This is a genomic window from Amycolatopsis sp. FBCC-B4732, from assembly GCF_023008405.1.
GTDB classification, from domain to species: Bacteria; Actinomycetota; Actinomycetes; order Mycobacteriales; family Pseudonocardiaceae; genus Amycolatopsis; species Amycolatopsis pretoriensis_A.
Map to the genome: position 1 here is coordinate 1659540 of NZ_CP095376.1, position 16769 is coordinate 1676308.

The window sequence follows — 16769 nt, forward strand, 5'->3', positions numbered from 1 at the left end:
CACATGCCGGTTGCCTACGAGGTGTTCGGCAGCCTGGGAGTGCAGGCGGGCGACCACAACACCCAGTACAACACCTACATCAAGCCTCCGCCGCTCCCGCCGATGGATCAGGTTCAGCCAGCGGCTTCGGCGGTGTTCAACGCGCCGGCTCGGTCTGAGATGTTCGTAGGCCGCGAAGAGGATCTAGCTCGCCTTCATCGGACGATGACCTCGTCAGCGTCGGAGGCTGTGGTGGTGACTGCGGTGCATGGTCTGGGTGGAATCGGGAAGAGCACGCTGGCGGCGCACTACGCCGAAGCTCATCGGGACGAATTATCACTGGTGTGGTGGATCACCGCGGATACTCCGTCGGCGATCGAGTCGGGTCTGGCGAAACTGGCCATCGCGCTTCAGCCCGAGTTGGTGCAGGCGCCGTTCGAACAGCAGGCCGAGTTGGCTCGACAGTGGCTTGCCACCCACACGGGCTGGCTGCTGATCCTGGACAACCTCAACCAGCCCGCCGAAGCTAGGGCCTTGCTGGCGCGGCTACCCGGAGGGCGGATTTTGATCACAAGCCGCCGCGCCGACGGCTGGCACACCATCGCCGCCGCAGTCAATCTGGATGTGTTGGACGAGGGCGACGCGGTCGAGTTGATGACTAAGATCCTGGAGGCGCACGACTCCAAGGCCGGTGCTGAGGGCGCCGCCGACCTGTGTCGAATACTGGGGTGTTTGCCACTGGCGATCGAGCAGGCCAGCGCATACATGGCCGAGACGTCCGCTACTCCCGTCGAGTATCTGGGCCTGCTGGCCCGGTATCCGGCCACAATGTATGGAGAGACCGCAGAGGGGGTAGACGCAGAGCGCACAATGGCACGGGTCTGGCGTGTCACCCTGGATCGTCTCACTGGCACACCTTTGGTCGGGCAGGTGCTGCGGGTGCTGGCCTGGTACGCTCCCGACGACATTCCCGCCAGCCTGCTGACCGGAATCGCCGAAGAACCCCTAGTCCGTAAAGCACTCGGCCGGCTGAGTGCATACAGCATGGTCAACCTCACCGCCGACACGATCGGCGTTCACCGCCTGGTGCAGGCCGTAGCTCGCACACCGGATCGCGCTGACCCACATAGGCTTCCCGAGGACATTGCCGCCGCTCGTACAACCGCCGTTACCGCTCTCGCTCAAGCCATTAGCGACCTTGACCCCCTAGTGCCGTCATCCTGGCCCGTTTACCAAGCGGTGCAATCCCACGTACGTGCGTTGTCTGAGTGCACTGATCCTGCAGTGGACACTGAGGAACTTTGCCTGCTCCTGAACTATATGGGTGTCTACGTGGAGCGCCGAGGTGATGTCACCACCGCTCTTTCGTATCTCACCCGCGCCGCGCAGGGCATGGAAACCCATCGTGGCTCCGATCACTGGACCACTTTAGGTGTACGCACCAATCTGGCAGGCGCCCTCTGTGCTGCAGGTGAACTCGACAGGGCGATCCCGCTACTCGAATCCGCCCTTTCCGACTGCCTCAAAGCATACGGCCCGGACGACAGGGGCACACTGGTCTTGCGACATAACCTGGCCACTGCATACAAAACTGCACGTAATCTCGATCGGGCAATCCCGCTGTTGGAATCGGCGGTCGCCGACCGCGCGCGTCTGTGGGGTGTCGATCATCCGGGCACCTTGACCGCGCGGAATAATTTGGCAAATTCCTACCATGACGCCGAGGATTTTTCTCGCGCAATCGAATTGCACACCGAAGTCGCGTCTGATCGCGCCAGAGTGCTAGGCGTCGACAATCCGGCAACGCTGAATTCTCGGCATAATCTGGCTAACGCCTATCTGGAGGCAGGTGATGTAGATCAGGCAATTTTGCTCTTCGAGTCCATCGTGTCCGACCGCGTCAGGGTTCTTGGTTCTGATCATGTGGACACGCTGCACTCAAGGGCAAAGTTGGCAACCAGCTATAAGGAGTCAGGTGACCTGCTGCGAGCAATTCGCTTACATAGGTCCACCGTCCAAGATGCCCTGAGTGCTCTTGGGGGTGACCATCCGGAGACCTTGCAACTCCAGCGGGGTCTGGCGGAAGCTTACCGAGCCGCAGGCAATCTGGTGAGGGCGACCCGACTCTACGAATCCATAGTCGCGGATTATGAAAGAATACTAGGTGTTGATCACCCAGACGCGTTGCATTCGCGGTTCAGCCTTGCTGCCACACATCATGCTGCGGGCGATCTGAAGCAGGCGATGGAACTCTACGAGTCTGGCGTCGCTGATTGTGCTCGCGTGCTTGGTTCTGATCATCCTAGTACATTGAAAACTCAAAGTCGCCTGGCCGACGCATGTCGCTCGGTGGGCGACTTCGACCGCGCCATCGTACTGCAGCAATCCGTTGCAGCTTCCTGCGCGCGGGTGTTCGGACGTGATCACCGGGCGACCTTGATTGCGCAGAATAACCTGTCCCAAGCGTACGGGGCGGCCGGTGATCGGGAGCAGGCAATTCTGTTGCTGGAATCCGTTGTGGCAGACTCTGCTCGGGCCCTTGGAGTCAAGCATCCCACCACGACCGCGATCCAAAAGAACCTCGAAGCCGCCAAAATATTCTTGCGTCCCCATCCTCGTCGAGGCTAGCCAATTGACGGATAAATTGGATCGACCATCGCCTGGTGCGATCGTCTACTTGCCGATCATGCGCATCCCGTTCTTCGGCGTTTGGGCGCATGCCGATGAGGTGCCAGCTCGGGGAGGCTTGCAGTGGGCAGTTTGGAGTGGTCTAGTTTTGGCAGATTTGCTGATTATGGCTTCGGTCATTTTCGCGACGCCGCCGCAGCGGTCGTTGGCCTAGCAGTTGACCATACTGTGCCCCGGAGACGACGCAACGACAGCGCGCGCCCACAGACTCACGCCACACGCGCAGGCCCTCATCCTCGACGCCCTGCTGGTGCGATCAGCGCCATGGTGAGGACGCTGGAAGTTCGCAAGTTTCGTGGGAAGTTGCCGCCGAATCCGCTACAGGCATGGCTGAATGACTCTTTGACGGGGTAGCTATCGTGACGTTGGGTTCTGGAGTGAGGTGGGTGACCCCAGTCGCAGCAAGAAGTTCAGTCTCCTCTGTCCCCTTGGACAGTGTGCTTCTTTCGGAATTGGGCGCCCTGCCGTCGCGTGTCATCTTTTGACTCGGGCGCGGACGGCGAGAGCTGCTAATGCCAGCAATATTGGGCCGATGAACCGAGCTGCCATTACGGTCCAGACGCCGGGAGTTGTCAGTTTCTGGCTGGCATCCCGAAATACTACCGCTCCTAGCGAAGTGCGTATGGAAGCGTCGATTCGTGTGTGAGTCCACCTGGCTGTGTATCGCTGTAATTGTGGCGCGACATCGGTGGTGCTCGTGACCGTCTGCTGGTCGCCGTTCGATGTTCTATAGCTGAATGTCGATGATTGCGTCGTGGGTCCTGGAGTGGCGAGGCCGCATGTGATTAGAAGAACTGAGGAAATTGTGATTAACACAATAAGTGCGGCAAAGGTGCGCGACGCGCGCTGTCCGTACCCTGCGACTAACCAGTATGACCATAAAAGAATTCGCTCAATTGTCGAAGTTCCACCGGCGCCGCGCCGTGCTTCCTGTTCGCCGTAGTAGAAGTCGCCTGCGCCAGCTTCATTCTTGCCGTCCTCAAGTGCTTTTCGAAGAGATCGGTACAAGGCTGCCAGTCGATCTGCTCCGACCTTCTCCGTATAGTCCAGGCGGTTGTCGAAAGGTGCAAAGTGGAGCCATTTATAATATGGGTGACGACTAGCGCGCCAAGGATGCTCCTCGAATAAAACCTGACGAGAGCTTCGCCATAAACTTTTCGGGGGCCTTGAGAATTCGCTGTCGCCCTCGATGCGCACCTTGTCCAGGTGGTGAGCTCCGGCAAACCTGCACCACTGCAAATTGACATCAGTCAGGGCTAATTCCGATACGTCGGTTCCTTTCAGTGATGTTAATATCGGGCGGTGATCCTTTGCATTTGTGCGTGTGTGCCATTCTTCGATTTGTTCTTCTGTGGCGGACGGGGACCACATCACGCCAGGATCGCTCAGGTAGCCAGTAAACGTAAACTTCCTCGCCGAGGTTGCAACCGATGATGCTGCACCAAGGAATGTTTCAGATAGATCAACGAGACCATGGCGAACTCTGAGCTCCACTCCGCCAGAAAAACGAGCCCTTCGGCAAGATAGTTCGCCGGTCTCTGCCTCGATGAGGATCGCGACTCCTGACTGTGTTCCGCTTAGATCAATCTTGCAAGCAATCAAAGGACCTAATCTCTCGGAGAGTACAAAGTTTGCGCGAGAAAAATTGACAATACGAGCGAATCTTGCTCCGGCGAATTCTGTTGATTCACGAAAAGTTGCACCTGTGAAGATTCCGGTGTCACTAAAGGTGGCACGGGTAAAGTCGGCAGTTGCACCAAAATCCACTCCACTGAAGGTGGAATCCCCTGTGAAAGCCGTATTGACGAAACTGGCGTCACTTGAGAATTTTGAGCGGATGAATGTAGCTTCACGCAAAGTCAATCCGCTAAAATCTGCACTACCAGTAAAGGTTGCTTCAGTGGCATCGATAGCAATTTCGGTGGCTGATTGTGCCAAAGAGCGTAACGTTTGGTTGAGTTGGTCTGATGTAGTCAAGTCAATGATTGTGCCTCGTAGGTCTAGGGTTGATCCCAGGTTCAAAGTTTCCAAGAAGTGGATGATCTCCGTTGATGCGAGATGAGTAAAGCATCGGTCGTAGCCGTCAATCTGCGCTCCACGACACTGGTCGTCCGAACCGTCGGGAACTAACACGCAACGGCGCCAGTCGCTGATTTTGCCACCAGACATCACATTCACGCTCCCCTCTCTCAATGTCGGTGATGCCAATATTTGATGCCGTCACCGTGACAGCGTCTGGCAGGGGCTAATGATGTGTTGATTAGTCGCTGGGCGGCTGACAATTGATACACGTGCCGCTTCGCCGGGAAGTGTCTCGCTCTGCGCCACCCGGGTGATCGAGACCTACTCCCGCATCGCCTCGGGAGGTCCGGCACGCTGCTGGGCGCCTCGAGTGCCGGTGGCACGCCGCGGCATCACCACCACTGCCACCATCGCCGAATGTGGCTGGCAGGTTCTGCCTGGTCCGCCAGCTGCAGATGATGACCTCGGTGGTCTGGATGAGGGCGTGCTTGCACCAGCAGTCCGGTCGTTTACTCGGCACGTATGGGGGCGCGCAGGAGTTTCGCGACCAGGCCCTGGTGCCCGGTGTCGGCGGGGTGGCCGAGCAAGCTCTGTGGGGGTACGGCGGTCGGCAGTCAGCTCGCTGAAGGTGAACTGTGCCGCACGACCGACCCGGAACGGGTCCGGCGTCGCCAGCCGGGCGAGTTGGCCATGGCGCTCCTCATACGGCTCGCGTGGCAGCGACGTGGTGCCGAGCTGGAGCAGGTCGAAGGTGGGGAACCGGACCGGGATGTCGGCGAGCGGCTGGTTGCACAGTGGGGAGCTGTGGTTGTTCTGCTAGGGATCGCGGCGTTCCTGCGGCAGCCCGAAAGTCGATCTGGCCGGCGTCGTTGCAGACGACGATCTCCTTGTCGAGCACCGCTGGCCGACCCATCGATGGGCGGGATCGAGGGCGCCGTTGAGGTCGGCGAACTCGTGGGTGAAGTCGATGCCGTTGTGGCGGGTGAGCGCGGTGGTGCCGTCCGGGGTGATTTGCATGCAGGTCCGGTAGTCGTCCAGCTTGTACTCAATCGCCCACTCCGGGCCGGTGCGCAGCCGGCCGCCGTCGGCCTTGACCAGCGTCGGAGTGATTCAGTCGGGCACGCGGGAGGAGTCACGCGCAGCCATGGCGACGTCCCGGGGTGAGACATCTTCACCTGGCTTCGACGGTAACCCGGCTGGCCTAACCTCGTCGTGTTTGCGCTGGTCACTACTCCGACTGGTGACCGTCCGTGCGAACATGCGTGCTGTGCGCTGCGGGCGTGGTCGCGGCGGGGTGAGCTTGACCGGCTCGGCTTGACAGCGGCGGCATCATCTCACGGTACTCGAACAAGTGTTCGATTGTATCCGGTTCGCTCACAACTTCCCCGCGTGAGCGTCTCCGGCGCGTGTTCGTGGTGCTGGACGGTGCGTGGTGGCGGTGCCGGAGGCGGTCGCCGGGCCCGCGGCGATCTCGGCGTCCGCACGGCTGCCCAGCTCGGCGAGCCGAGCCCGGAGCCCTCGGTATCTGTGGGCGTTTTGCCGGTGGCATCGGCGCTGGCCGGGCTGGTGCCGGGCGGGCTGCGGCGCGGGAGCGCGGTGTCGGCCCGGGGCTCAACGGCACTGGTTCTTGCGTTGCTCGTCGAGGTGAGCCAGGAAGGATCTTGGGTAGCGATCGTCGGCATGCCCGGCATCGGGGTGGTGGCTGCTGCCGAGCTCGGCGTTGAGCTAGAGCGGCTCGCGCTCGTCCCCGATCCCGGAGCCGAGGTCGCTGCGGTGCTATCGGCGTTGATCGACGGGTTCGACCTGGTCGTGCTCGGCCTGGCCGTCGCTCGTCGGATGCACCGCAGCTGGCCCGCCGGCATGGAGGGGCGGGTTCGTTATCGAGGCGCGGTCCTGCTGGCCGCCGGTCCATGGCCAGGCGCCGATCTTGAGCTACGGGGGTTGAAGCGCCGGTGGCACGTTTTCGCCCACGATGGCTTCGGCCATCTAGAGTTCCGCGACGTCGTCGCGACCAGCCGCGGCCGCGGTGTTGCGGCTCGCCCGCGCGACGACCCGCTGCAACTCCCCGGTCTGGCCATCGCCGTCGCCCTCGCCCTCGCCGACGCACCGGCCGGCCGCAAGCTGGCCGAGGTCGCCGGATGACCCGCACAGCGCCACCGTCGCCCTCGAACCCAAGTGTCCGATGATCGACCATGCCCGCGACGCGGTCCGCTCAGGGGTGCACGGCGAGTTCGGCGGGCTGATTCCCGTCCGGCCGGCAACCGGCGCACTCGTCGTCTGCTGCGCGGCCACCGGCTCGACCTGGACCTTTACGACAAGCTCAAGCCCTACAGCCGCTGCTACCGCCTGCACGCCGCTCTTCGAAGTTGCCGCGCTCAGGAAGGCTGCGAGCCTGTGGTCCGGCGCCTCGCCGAATGCGCGCACCTCGACGTCACCGTCCAGCACGGCCCCGAGCGACGGGCTCGCCCTGGTCGCCTACCCACCGGCCGCGGGAACGCTTGCCGGCCGGATCGGACTCCAGCTCGACGGCGCTGAAGTCGGCACTGTCACCGCGAGCCCGTGCGCCGGCTGTCGAACGGCCACCCTCGACTACGTCCACGTCGCCGCCGACTACCGGCGTCTCGGCTTTGGCCGCACGCTCGTGGCGGCTGCGGTAGCGCGGGCGCCGTCCTACAAGTGGACGACGTCGCTGCCGGACAGGCCGGTGGCGCAGTCGTTCCGTGGCCCCGGATCGCGATGCGCCGGCCCGGTCAGCTACGTGCCCACGCCGGTGCAGTTGACGTCACGCAGTGATTACCAGCGGAGCAAGGGGGAGTCGGTCGTCGAGGAGCTCCTGCAGGAGGTGTGGCAGCTCAGGCGGCAGGAGCTTGTCGCAACAGGTCGAGAGCGCCGCGGCTGACCACCAGCGGTGCTCGATGAGGCCGGCGCGTTCGTTGGCGGTGTGCCGGAGGGCGGTGCGCGGTGCGGTGTCGTCCGTGCGGGCGAGGTAGACGTGGTCGAGGCGGTGGTGGTCGCGGCCGCGGTAGGTGAAGCGGCTTTCGCGGGTCCAGAGCTTGCGGCCGATCTGGTCGATGACGAGTCCGGTTTCCTCGGCGATCTCGCGTCGCGCGGTGTCCTCGAGCTCCTCGTCCGGGTCTTGGCCGCCGCCGGGGAGTTCCCACCAGTGGTGGCCGGGGTTGTCCGGATCGCGGGCGTGGATGAGCAGGACCTCGTCGGCGGAGTTGAGGAGCAGGACGCGGGCGCCGACCCTCAGGGCCGGTTCGCTGGCAACGGTCATCCGGTGGGTCCTCGTACTCGGCGGCTGGCGTGGCGACCGGGCACGAGCACCCTAGCTAGAACAGTGTTGCCTCGCGGTCCGCGGCCGGGTCGGACGTTATCAGCGGCGCGGTCGCGGTGAGCGCCAGCGTGACGGCGAGTCCCGAATGGTCTGTCAGCGCGGAGTTACCCGAACGGGCGTCGTGGACGTACGTGCAGCTGGTGAGGTGGGCGAGGAGCGAGGTGGAGGTGTGGGCGTGGTCGTAGCGGTAGCCGAGCTCGGCGCGGCGGGCCCAGCTGTGCTCGATAGCGGTCGGATGCAGCGCGCGGAAGGCATCGGTGAGGCCGTGCCGGTGGGTCAGTGCGATGTAGAAGGAGGTCTCGAACGGCGCGAACTGCCCCGGGTGCGGCGGCACGTGCCCGGGCTCCAGGACGTTGAGGTCACCCAGCAGGAGAACGGCGGCGTCGTCGCTGGTGGCTTCGTACGCCTGGTGGAAGGCCTCGATCCACTCGCGCTTGCGGGTCGTCTTCGCTTCGGTGGCGTCGCGGGAGGGGACGTAGGCGCCGACGATGCGCAGCGGCCCGTCGTCGGTGTCCACCACGATGCCGGCCAGCCGCGCGGGCAGGTAGGACATCGCCGCGCCGATGGGGTCCACCGTGCACTCGAACCGGGATAGCAGCATGACGCCGCGTTCCTTGCCGGGGTGCTCGGAGAACGTGACCGACCAGCCGGCGTCGCGGTAGGACTCGGCGATCAGCTGGGTGCCGGGCCCTGAGCCGGTCTCGGTGAGCACGAAGACGTCCTCGTCGCGGCGGGCGAGCCAGTCGCGTTGGCGGCGGGCTCGCTCCAGGGCGGGGTTGCCGACGTTGAGGGTGAGGACGGTTAGGGGCATGCCGGGCTCTCCGTGCGGGTGCGGTGGATCAGGTCGACGATGGTGCCAGCCGTGGCGCGGGGATCTTCGGCGCACTCGATCATCTCGACGGGCCAGCCCTGGTCGCGCAGGAACGTCATGGCCGCCAGGTAGCCGAGGGTTTCCCGAAAGCTGCTTCCGGGGGTCCGCTCGAAGCGGCTGTGCCCGCCGCGGGCCCGGAGCCGCTGTTCGACGTCCGCGGGTGGAGCTTTCAGCGCGCACACGAGGTCGGGGCGGTACACATCGTGGTTGAGCGCCCAGACGACATCGAACGGGATGTCGTCGAGCCCCTGCAGGACCAGCGACGATGCCGCGTACCGGTCGCAGAGCACGATCTTGCCCTCGGCCAGCGCTGGGAGGATCTCGCTGGCCAGCTGGTGGTGACGGTCGGCCGCGCAGAGGCAGGCCAGAGCCATGTCGCGGTAGGTGTCGGTGCCATGCCGAGCCAGATCACCCAGCGGGGAACGCGACGGCTGGACGGTGGCGTGCACGGGAACGCCGTCCGCCGCGAGGAGCTCGGCGACCAACGCAGTGATCGTCGTCTTGCCGACGCCGCCGGGGCCTTCGAATGCCACCAGCTTGCCCGGCAGCCGCGGCGCGCTCACGCGACGTCCAGGGGCAGCAGCCGGCGGGTCTCGGCGGTGACGGGGCACTGCTCGGCGTCGACGTCGCCGATGCGTCCGCCCGCGGCGACGACCGCGGCCGGGCAGCCCTTGCCGCAGGCGGATTCGAGGCTGCAGGACGTACAGGTCGGATTTGCGCCGACCTGGAACCGCTCGTGGAAGCGGTACGCGTCCAGGCGGGCGGCGAGGTCGCGATCGGTGAAGATGTTGCCGACGATGAAGTCGGTGTCGGGGTGGCGAGAGACTGGGGTGCGGGCGGCGAAGACGAGGTAGGGGCAGACGGTGACCTCGCCCGGGGTGAAGACGTAGATGATCGTTCCGGCTTCGCAGCCGGCGAGGGGTTTGCGGTCGGTGTTGGGGAAGCGGATGTGGGCGATGTCGAGGTCGGGGCCGTCGAACGGCGCGGTCAGCTCGAAGATCTCCTGCATGTGCATAGTGGACTTGGCGAGTTTCCGCTGGGACCTTACGCCGCGGCCCATGCTGCCCAGCGGGTTGAGCAGCACGTAGCGGGCACCGTTCTCGCGCGCGAACTCGCACAGCTGCACGTACTCCTCGTTGGCGGCCAGAGAGTTCGGCGTGCACAACAGTCCTTGCAGGAGTCCGGCCGCGGCGAGCTTGCGGACGTTGGCCACGGTCACGCCGAACGAGGCGCGGTCGCCGCGGAACAGGCCGTGGGAGTCGGCGGCGAACCCGTCGAGCGAGACGTTGACGTGGACTCCGGCCGTCGCGAGCTGCTGGATGAGTTTGTCGTCGAGCTCGGTGGCGTTCGTGCAGATGCCGACGTCGATCCCGGCGTTGCGGAAGGCGTGCACGATGCCGAGGAAGCCCGGGTGAACGGTCGGCTCACCGCCGGTCAGCGTCACCCGGCGTACCCGGGCGTCGGCCAGCCGAGGGACGACCTTCTTCACGACCTCGGTCAGCGGCATGTCCTTGCCGCGCTTGGTCGCGGAGACGAAGCAGTGAGCGCAGCGTAGGTTGCACCGCTCGGTGATCTGGACGAGCGCCTTGCGGTACGGGGTATCGACCGTGGTGCGGAAGTAGCAGCTCGACGCCTGCTCGTCGACGGCGATCGGACGGACGGTCATCTTTCGGACCTCCAAGTCGGGCGAGCGGTGGCGGTGGCACGAGTAGACCACTCGGTGCTCGCTAGAGCAATAAATTGTCTAGTAATGCTCGAAAGAAAACTTCGGAGCATTATGACTACAATTGCTCGAAGTAGAACTGGAACTATCCGGCTGGAAAACAAGCGAGGAGACGCTGGTGAGGGACTCGGAAGTCGCCGAGCTGCTCGGGTTCCCCGCGGAGCTGCTTGACACGAGCCTCGACCAGCTGAGGACGCTGGCCGTCGTGCACGCCACGGGCAGTGCGCAACGCGCGGCCCGGGTTCTGCAACGGTCGCAGTCCAGCGTGCAGAAGCAGCTCGACACACTGAACGATGCGGCGATCCGGTTGATGGGCGAGGCGCTTGTCGCGAAGCAGGGGCGCGGGAAGGACTTCCTGTTCACCAGCTCCGGCGACGAGGTCGTCGCGCTGGCCACGAGCACGCTGCGTGCCTGGACCGAACGCGTCCACGGCGCCCGCCGGCGGGTCGGGTCCACCATCACGGTGGGCACCACCGAATTCACCGTCGAGTTCCTCGGCGAGGTCTGGCCGCAACTGCGCGACACCTTCGAACGCCGAGGCATCCAGCTCAAGATCGAGCATGTCCGGACCCGCGACCTCAAGACCAAGCTGGACGCTGAGCAGGTCGATCTCGTGTGTGGCTCGTTCGCTGCCGAACGCGGCCGCGGTCCGGACGTGCCGCACGACTTCCTCGAGTGGCACCGCGAACGCGTCTCCCTGCTGACCAACCTCAGCACCCGCGAGGTCCCCGACCGGCCGGTGACGCGCGACGCCCTCGCCGACCTGCCGCTGCTCGCGCCGACCGCCGGGCTCCTGGCCGATTTCCTCACCCGCTGGTACGGCCCGGAGTACCGCGGCAAGCTCCACGTGGTCGCCGACATCGACGCCCTCAACTACGGCCTCAACCTGCTCAGCAGCAAGCTGATGTTCGGTTGCCTGCTCACGACCGAGCGGGTCGCCGACGCGGCCATCGAAGGTCGGCTGCCCGGGGCGAACCTCCGCAAGATTCAGCTCGGCACAGGCTACGAACCTGAGCTCGAAATCGTCACGGGAATCTTCGCTCGCGCAGGCGAACGACAGCGATACGCCGCCGATCACCCGCTCAACTTGCTCTGGGACGCCTTCGCGGCTGCCGCCCCGGCAGGCCGTGACGCTCAACATGAGGTCACCGGCTCATAGGCGACAGCTACCCGCTGGAGCGCATCGAACGTCGACTTGTAGCGCCTCACTGTCGTCAGGTCGGACAGGTAGACCGTCGAGTGCTCGTGTCTCAAAACGACGGTGAAGGCCTTCTCCGCGGTCTCGTAGATGACGAAGGACTCGATCGTCGGAGAGATGGCCGCGTCGGCCGGGACGATCCGGGTGTCCACTCGCCACCGGTTCGGTGAGGTGGTGATCTCCTGAAGTTGCGCTTGCACGACCTCCGCCGGGATGCCTTCCAGGGTCAACGCGGCCGAGCCCAGCAGGAGGGTGTGCCGATGCCGGGAATCTCGATCGACCTGTCGGACGCGGCGCGCGAAGATCTCCTGGTCGACGTCGTCGGGCCGGGTGCGCGCTCCGGGAAGGGCGTGAGCGTAGCCGAACGTCTGGAGAAGGTCCGGGACGACCTTCGGCGCCCATTCATAGGTGTGAAGGGTGTATCGGTCGTACGCACGCTGGAGGCTGATCTCGCCGGAGTCGTTTCCTTCGACGTAGCTCGCACGCTCGGATTCTGCGTGAAGTCGGCTGAGGAGATGGCATTCGGCGGCCGGTACTTCAAGCAGGCCGAGCGCCCAGCCCAGCGGTACCGCTGGAATGCGTCGTTCTCCGGTCTCCCAACTCGAAAGGAGACTTGGGCTGGTGCCCATCAGGCGGGCCAGCTTCCGAAGGCTCATGTTCCGAGCCATTCGATGTTCCCGGATCGCGCGGCCGACCACGTAGAAGCCGGGGTAGCGCAACGATGCGTCGGTCATGCCAAGTGCCGTTCTGCGAGAAGGAAGTCGTGCGGAGTCGGCACGATGCCGGCGTCGACGTCCGCGGCGTGAGACTGCAGGATGTCCAGCAGCTCCTCGAGCCCGTCTGCGAACTGCCGCTGATCGTCCGTTGTCGCCGTTCCGTCCTGAAGCTGGTGCACGAGCAGGCTGATTCGGACCTGCGTTGCCAGCAGCGTGTCGACGAGTCGGGTGGTTTCGCGGGACATCGGTGCTCCGGTCGATCGTGGTGGTGATTCCGAAAAGGATGGACGGCGTAGTCCGAGGAGCACGCGGCAAAGAAGCACGTATCCGGCGTCTTCTGCGAGAAGCAAGTCGTCCTCGGAGGGCCATTGGACTTCGTTCGGTGCCATGGTGTTCACCCGGGCCATACCTGTGGTGGGGGCGGCGGAGTTGCGGTCGGGGCAGCAACTCCGCCGCCGGTCTGGGGTTATCCGCGTTCGATCACATAACCGATGGCGAGTTCCAGGGCGGTGCCGTGGTCCGAGGAGGGCACGGGAACGTTGGTGACTTCGAGGCTTTCGGCAACCCGGCGCACCCAGCGATCAGCAAGGCGCCGGAACACCTCGTCGTCGGTTTCTCCATCGGTCGCTGCTGCGTCGAGCGTTGTTCGGAAGAGCAGGTTGTAGTTCGAACTGTGGTTCCGCACCAGGCTCTCGAGCTGATCGAGCTCTGCCTGACCGGGTGCATCGCCGCGGTGCTCCAGGGCGGCGCGGTAGTACGCCAGAGCGTCGGGAACAGCACCGTTGACCAAGATGACGTCAGCGTGGACCCACGCTTCCAGTTCATCGCTGATGCCGCGGGTGATGAACCACATCGTCGATGCCCAGGAGTGGTTGTGCAGGATCGGTATCCCCAGCCGTTGGGCCCGCTCCACAAGCGCCGCGATGGTGGCGACTTGGTATCCGTTGCGTCGAAGCTCCAAGGCCAGGCGGGAGATGAACGTGCTCTTGCCCGTCAGGTGCGGACCCATGATCCCGATGGTCAGCGGCCGCTCGGAGGCCCCGGGCATCATCGAGTCCGCCCTTCGGCGTTCCTCAAATCAGGTAGTGCTTCGCCGGATACCGGCATGGCGGTTGTGTTCACCGGTTCCCTCCTGCATCGTGACGTCGGAACGATCACCATGGGACCCTGGCCAGCGACGATGCCGGAAGGGGGTAAATGACGAACGTGCCGATTTACCCCCTGTGAACGGATCGGGAGAACGACGTGACTGACGAGCAGACGGAGAAGCGGCCGGCCGCCGACCATCTCGTGCGAGAGATCCGGCGCCTTCGATCGGCCGCGGGCCTGAGTCAGTCCGAGCTGGCCCGGCGGATCGGCTACACGCGCAACTACGTGTCGCTGGCCGAGCGGGAAGGGCGGAACCTGCCATCGCGTGAACTGGTCGATGCGCTCGACCGCGGTCTGCACACGGGTGGCGATTTGCGACGGCTTTGGGAGGCGGCGAAGCAGGAGCAGGCGGAGCTGCGGCGCGAAAACCGATCCCCGCGCGCCACTCAGCTCAGGGACGATGCGGTGCGTGTCGGCATGACGGCGCTAAGGCGGGCGCTGTTGGCTTGCGACGAGCCGGACGACGGTCCCGTTCGTCCGGCGCACGCCCTGCGAGCAGCTGTCTCCCAGGTGACAGAGCAGCGTGTCCAGGCGCGTTATGCGCAACTGGTCGTCGATCTGCCGGATCTCCTGATGGAGCTGGGGCGGGCGCGCGACTTGGCGATCGATGAACGGGAACGCAACGACACAACGGAGCTGTTGGTCCTGGCTTACCGGGCAGCTGACGGCTTGGCTTTCAAGTACGGCTACACCGACCTTTCGAGCCAGATCATCACCGCCATGCGATTGGCTGCTTCCCAGATCGATCAACCCTTCCTTGATGCGGCCGTTGCCTATGTGCGTACTGAAATGTTCTTCGCCGTAAGGGATCTGGAAACGGCGCACCGCTCGCTCGTCCGTGCCATCGATCGGGTACCGGCTACCCGTTCCACAGTAGACAGCGAAGCCGCCCGCGGATCGCTGGCGATGCGGGCCGCCGTCGTTTCCGCACGTGCAGGTAAGGCGGAAGAAGCAGGTGATCACCTCGCAGAGGCGTATCGAGCTGCCGAGCACACGCCCGAAGGTGTGTACCTCGGAACGGCCTTTGGTCCCGCTTCGGTCCGGATTCACGAAGTGGCTGTGGCGCAGGAGCTGGGTGACAGCCCGACAGCGGTCCAGCGCGGCACCGGTTGGCACCCGCCTCGCGAGCTTCCGGCCGAGCGCCGATCGCACTTCTACATCGACTTAGCTCCAGCGCAGCTCGAAGTCGGTCGGCCCGACGACGCTTTCGCATCGCTCCAGCTGGCCAAAAGCGTCGCGCCGCTCCACACCCGTGAGCATCCTCGGGTCAAGGCGGCACTGCGGTCGCTCCTGCGCGGGCAACGGACGGTCAGCGACGAGCTGGCGACGTTCGCCGCCTGGGCTGACGTGTCGTGATCAAGTGCTGGCGATCAGGTTGGGCAGTTCGTTCAGCGAGTTGATGACCCAGTCGGCGTTCGCCAGCACTGCCGGGTCGTCAGCCCACAAGTGTCCCCATGGACCGCGACGGATCAGTGCCGTCCAGAGCCCGGCGGCGTGACCGGCGACGGCGTCGTTGTCCCGGTGGTCCCCGACGTAGAGCAGCTCGTTGGGAGCGACGCCGGCCAGCTCGATGACGTGCCGGAAGAAAGCGGGATCCGGCTTGGCGACGCCCCACTCAGCCGAGGTCGCGATGGCATCGACAGGGAGGTCGAGCTTGCGGAGCAGGCTCCCTGCCTTCGCGGTCTGGTTGCCGGCGAGCGCGATCCAGAGTCCGTTCCGCCGAAGCTGGGTTAGAGCGGGCCGGACGTCAGGGTAGAGGTCGCTCTCGTCGATGCGTTCGCCGTTTCCGGCGTCCTCGCGACGCTGCCGCTCGGCCGCGACGTCGAAGTCCGGCTTGAAGTACCGGAACGTCTCGGCGTTGTCCCGGCCGGACGCGGTTACCGCCCCGAGCACGGTCGAGAACGTGTGCCGGCCGACGCCGATCCAGTCCGCCCAGGCGTTCCACTCGCGCGTGTCGTCGAGCACAGTCTCCCCGATGTCGAGGACTACCGCCCTCACCGGCATGGCTCTTCCTTCCGTTGGTGCCGTTCTGCGCCCGAGTCTGTCACTCTGCTGCTGCCGCGGCAGGCCGCCCCCAACAAGGCTGGCTGGAGCTGTCGAGGTGGGCCAGATTGGAGTGGTCGCCTTGTGATGGCCCAACCTGAGGTGACTGGAAGCCGTCGGTCGAACACATGTTCTAGTTGCGTGGTAGGTTCGGGTCGTTCGAGGTCGCGGAGTCCGGGAGGTCGTAGTGGCGTGGTTGCTGCGGGAGCGAGTCACTGGCTGCGAGTGGCGCGTCGGCGACAGTGATCTCGCCTGGGAGGCCGGCGGCTACGACACAGCCAGGTTCGAACTCCATGTTCTCGATGAGGAAGTCATCGGGGCGCCAGACGGCCTCCCTGGCTCTCGTCGACCATCGGAAGCCTGCACCGCGGCCGTGTAGCCGCCGTGCAGATCTCGCGCTCGGCTGCCGTGGTGATCACTGCGGTGGCTGGCTCACCTACTCACGCTGAGCGGCGGGCGCCGTCAGAGTCTTGACTCCGGCGATGCCGTGCCTGGGCGACGATATCCGGGTGCTGGCTCACCCAGTCGGCCAGCGGCTGCATGGCTTCGAGTGCCTCTCGCGTCGCCGGCGCCAGCGAGTAGGTGACTGACGGTGGGAACACGCCTGCCTCCTGGTCGCGCACGATCAAGCGGTCGGCCGTCATCGTCTTCAGCGTGCGCGTCAGCACGCTGGCGTGCAGCACCCGCGGCCGTCCGGACCAGCTGTTTGCCGCTGCGGCGTCGTTGAGCGAGCCGACGAGGTCCAGCAGCTCGGTGTAGTGCTTCGGGCCGCTCTTCAGTGCCAGCAGGATCGCCGTCATCCAGTCGCCGCCAAAGAGCTGCTTCGCGTCGTGCAGCTTGCGCAGGCGCTCGGCGTCCTCGGCTGTGATTGCCTGTGTGCTCGGTCGAGTCATCGTTCCCTCCCCGGTTCGATCACCCCAGGCAGTTGATCTTAAGTTTCCGCAGGTCGTGTCTCAACTATCGGACGGGTGTTCACCTGATCGGGTCTTAATTTCAGTTAAGACGCCTGGTGAGCGGTACCGTCAAGGGGAGCTGAGGAGGGG

16 protein-coding genes are annotated in these 16769 nt (G+C 64.7%); 5 read left to right on the top strand and 11 right to left on the bottom strand.

The window, feature by feature from the left end; all coding sequences use genetic code 11:
* Positions 1-3 precede the first annotated feature (3 nt).
* Entirely contained in the window at positions 4-2607 is a 2604-nt protein-coding gene (locus MUY14_RS06930) for a tetratricopeptide repeat protein (RefSeq protein ID WP_247021925.1), read from the top strand.
* Positions 2608-3141: 534 nt separating this feature from the next.
* Here the strand turns inward: MUY14_RS06930 and MUY14_RS06935 are convergent.
* Both MUY14_RS06935 and MUY14_RS06940 read right to left on the bottom strand, forming a co-directional pair.
* Positions 3142-4845 carry a pentapeptide repeat-containing protein gene (locus tag MUY14_RS06935; protein ID WP_396126758.1) on the bottom strand — a complete coding sequence of 568 codons (1704 nt, stop codon included), beginning with the start codon at positions 4843-4845 and terminating at the stop codon, positions 3142-3144.
* A 660-nt stretch (positions 4846-5505) separates the two neighbouring features.
* The gene (locus MUY14_RS06940) at positions 5506-5706 is read right to left on the bottom strand and encodes a hypothetical protein (RefSeq protein WP_247021926.1); all 201 of its coding nucleotides are present in this window, start codon (positions 5704-5706) and stop codon (positions 5506-5508) included.
* 372 nt (positions 5707-6078) lie between these two features.
* Between MUY14_RS06940 and MUY14_RS06945 the strand changes: the two genes are divergently transcribed.
* The gene (locus MUY14_RS06945) at positions 6079-6831 is read left to right on the top strand and encodes a hypothetical protein (protein ID WP_247021927.1); all 753 of its coding nucleotides are present in this window, start codon (positions 6079-6081) and stop codon (positions 6829-6831) included.
* A gap of 40 nt (positions 6832-6871) precedes the next feature.
* Positions 6872-7588 carry a GNAT family N-acetyltransferase gene (locus tag MUY14_RS47230; protein ID WP_396126759.1) on the top strand — a complete coding sequence of 239 codons (717 nt, stop codon included), beginning with the start codon at positions 6872-6874 and terminating at the stop codon, positions 7586-7588.
* Here the strand turns inward: MUY14_RS47230 and MUY14_RS06950 are convergent.
* From MUY14_RS06950 to MUY14_RS06965, 4 genes are read right to left on the bottom strand one after another with little or no spacing between them, the layout of a single operon-like run.
* On the bottom strand, positions 7472-7966 hold the full coding sequence (locus MUY14_RS06950) for an NUDIX hydrolase (RefSeq protein ID WP_247021928.1): 495 nt from the start codon (positions 7964-7966) through the stop codon (positions 7472-7474). The genes MUY14_RS47230 and MUY14_RS06950 overlap by 117 nt on opposite strands.
* 55 nt (positions 7967-8021) lie before the next feature.
* Complete coding sequence (locus MUY14_RS06955) at positions 8022-8837, bottom strand: endonuclease/exonuclease/phosphatase family protein (RefSeq protein WP_247021929.1); 816 nt, start codon at positions 8835-8837, stop codon at positions 8022-8024.
* The gene (gene tmk / locus MUY14_RS06960; RefSeq protein WP_247021930.1) at positions 8828-9460 is read right to left on the bottom strand and encodes a dTMP kinase; all 633 of its coding nucleotides are present in this window, start codon (positions 9458-9460) and stop codon (positions 8828-8830) included. The genes MUY14_RS06955 and tmk overlap by 10 nt, the downstream gene beginning before the upstream one ends.
* The gene (locus tag MUY14_RS06965; protein WP_247021931.1) at positions 9457-10563 is read right to left on the bottom strand and encodes a radical SAM protein; all 1107 of its coding nucleotides are present in this window, start codon (positions 10561-10563) and stop codon (positions 9457-9459) included. The genes tmk and MUY14_RS06965 overlap by 4 nt, the downstream gene beginning before the upstream one ends.
* 121 nt (positions 10564-10684) lie before the next feature.
* On the opposite strand from MUY14_RS06965, the gene MUY14_RS06970 reads away from it, so the two are divergent.
* A complete protein-coding gene (locus MUY14_RS06970) occupies positions 10685-11779 on the top strand; it encodes a LysR family transcriptional regulator (RefSeq protein ID WP_247021932.1) in 1095 nt (364 codons plus the stop codon).
* On the opposite strand, the gene MUY14_RS06975 is transcribed toward MUY14_RS06970, so the two are convergent.
* The 3 genes from MUY14_RS06975 to MUY14_RS06985 all read right to left on the bottom strand — a co-directional run bounded on the left by MUY14_RS06975 (position 11755) and on the right by MUY14_RS06985 (position 13585).
* Positions 11755-12552: a Scr1 family TA system antitoxin-like transcriptional regulator gene (locus MUY14_RS06975; protein ID WP_247021933.1), complete on the bottom strand. Its 798-nt coding sequence runs from the start codon at positions 12550-12552 to the stop codon at positions 11755-11757. The two genes, MUY14_RS06970 and MUY14_RS06975, sit on opposite strands and share 25 nt — an antisense overlap.
* A complete protein-coding gene (locus MUY14_RS06980) occupies positions 12549-12779 on the bottom strand; it encodes a hypothetical protein (RefSeq protein WP_247021934.1) in 231 nt (76 codons plus the stop codon). The genes MUY14_RS06975 and MUY14_RS06980 overlap by 4 nt, the downstream gene beginning before the upstream one ends.
* Positions 12780-13000: 221 nt before the next feature.
* Entirely contained in the window at positions 13001-13585 is a 585-nt protein-coding gene (locus tag MUY14_RS06985; protein ID WP_285459653.1) for an AAA family ATPase, read from the bottom strand.
* Between the two features lie 194 nt (positions 13586-13779).
* Here MUY14_RS06985 and MUY14_RS06990 point away from each other — a divergent pair, with 194 nt between their 5' ends.
* A complete protein-coding gene (locus tag MUY14_RS06990) occupies positions 13780-15039 on the top strand; it encodes a helix-turn-helix transcriptional regulator (protein ID WP_247021936.1) in 1260 nt (419 codons plus the stop codon).
* Here MUY14_RS06990 and MUY14_RS06995 read toward each other — a convergent pair whose 3' ends face one another.
* Positions 15040-15687: an HAD family hydrolase gene (locus MUY14_RS06995; RefSeq protein WP_247021937.1), complete on the bottom strand. Its 648-nt coding sequence runs from the start codon at positions 15685-15687 to the stop codon at positions 15040-15042.
* 479 nt (positions 15688-16166) lie between these two features.
* The gene (locus tag MUY14_RS07000) at positions 16167-16619 is read right to left on the bottom strand and encodes a helix-turn-helix domain-containing protein (RefSeq protein ID WP_247021938.1); all 453 of its coding nucleotides are present in this window, start codon (positions 16617-16619) and stop codon (positions 16167-16169) included.
* Positions 16620-16769 lie beyond the last annotated feature (150 nt).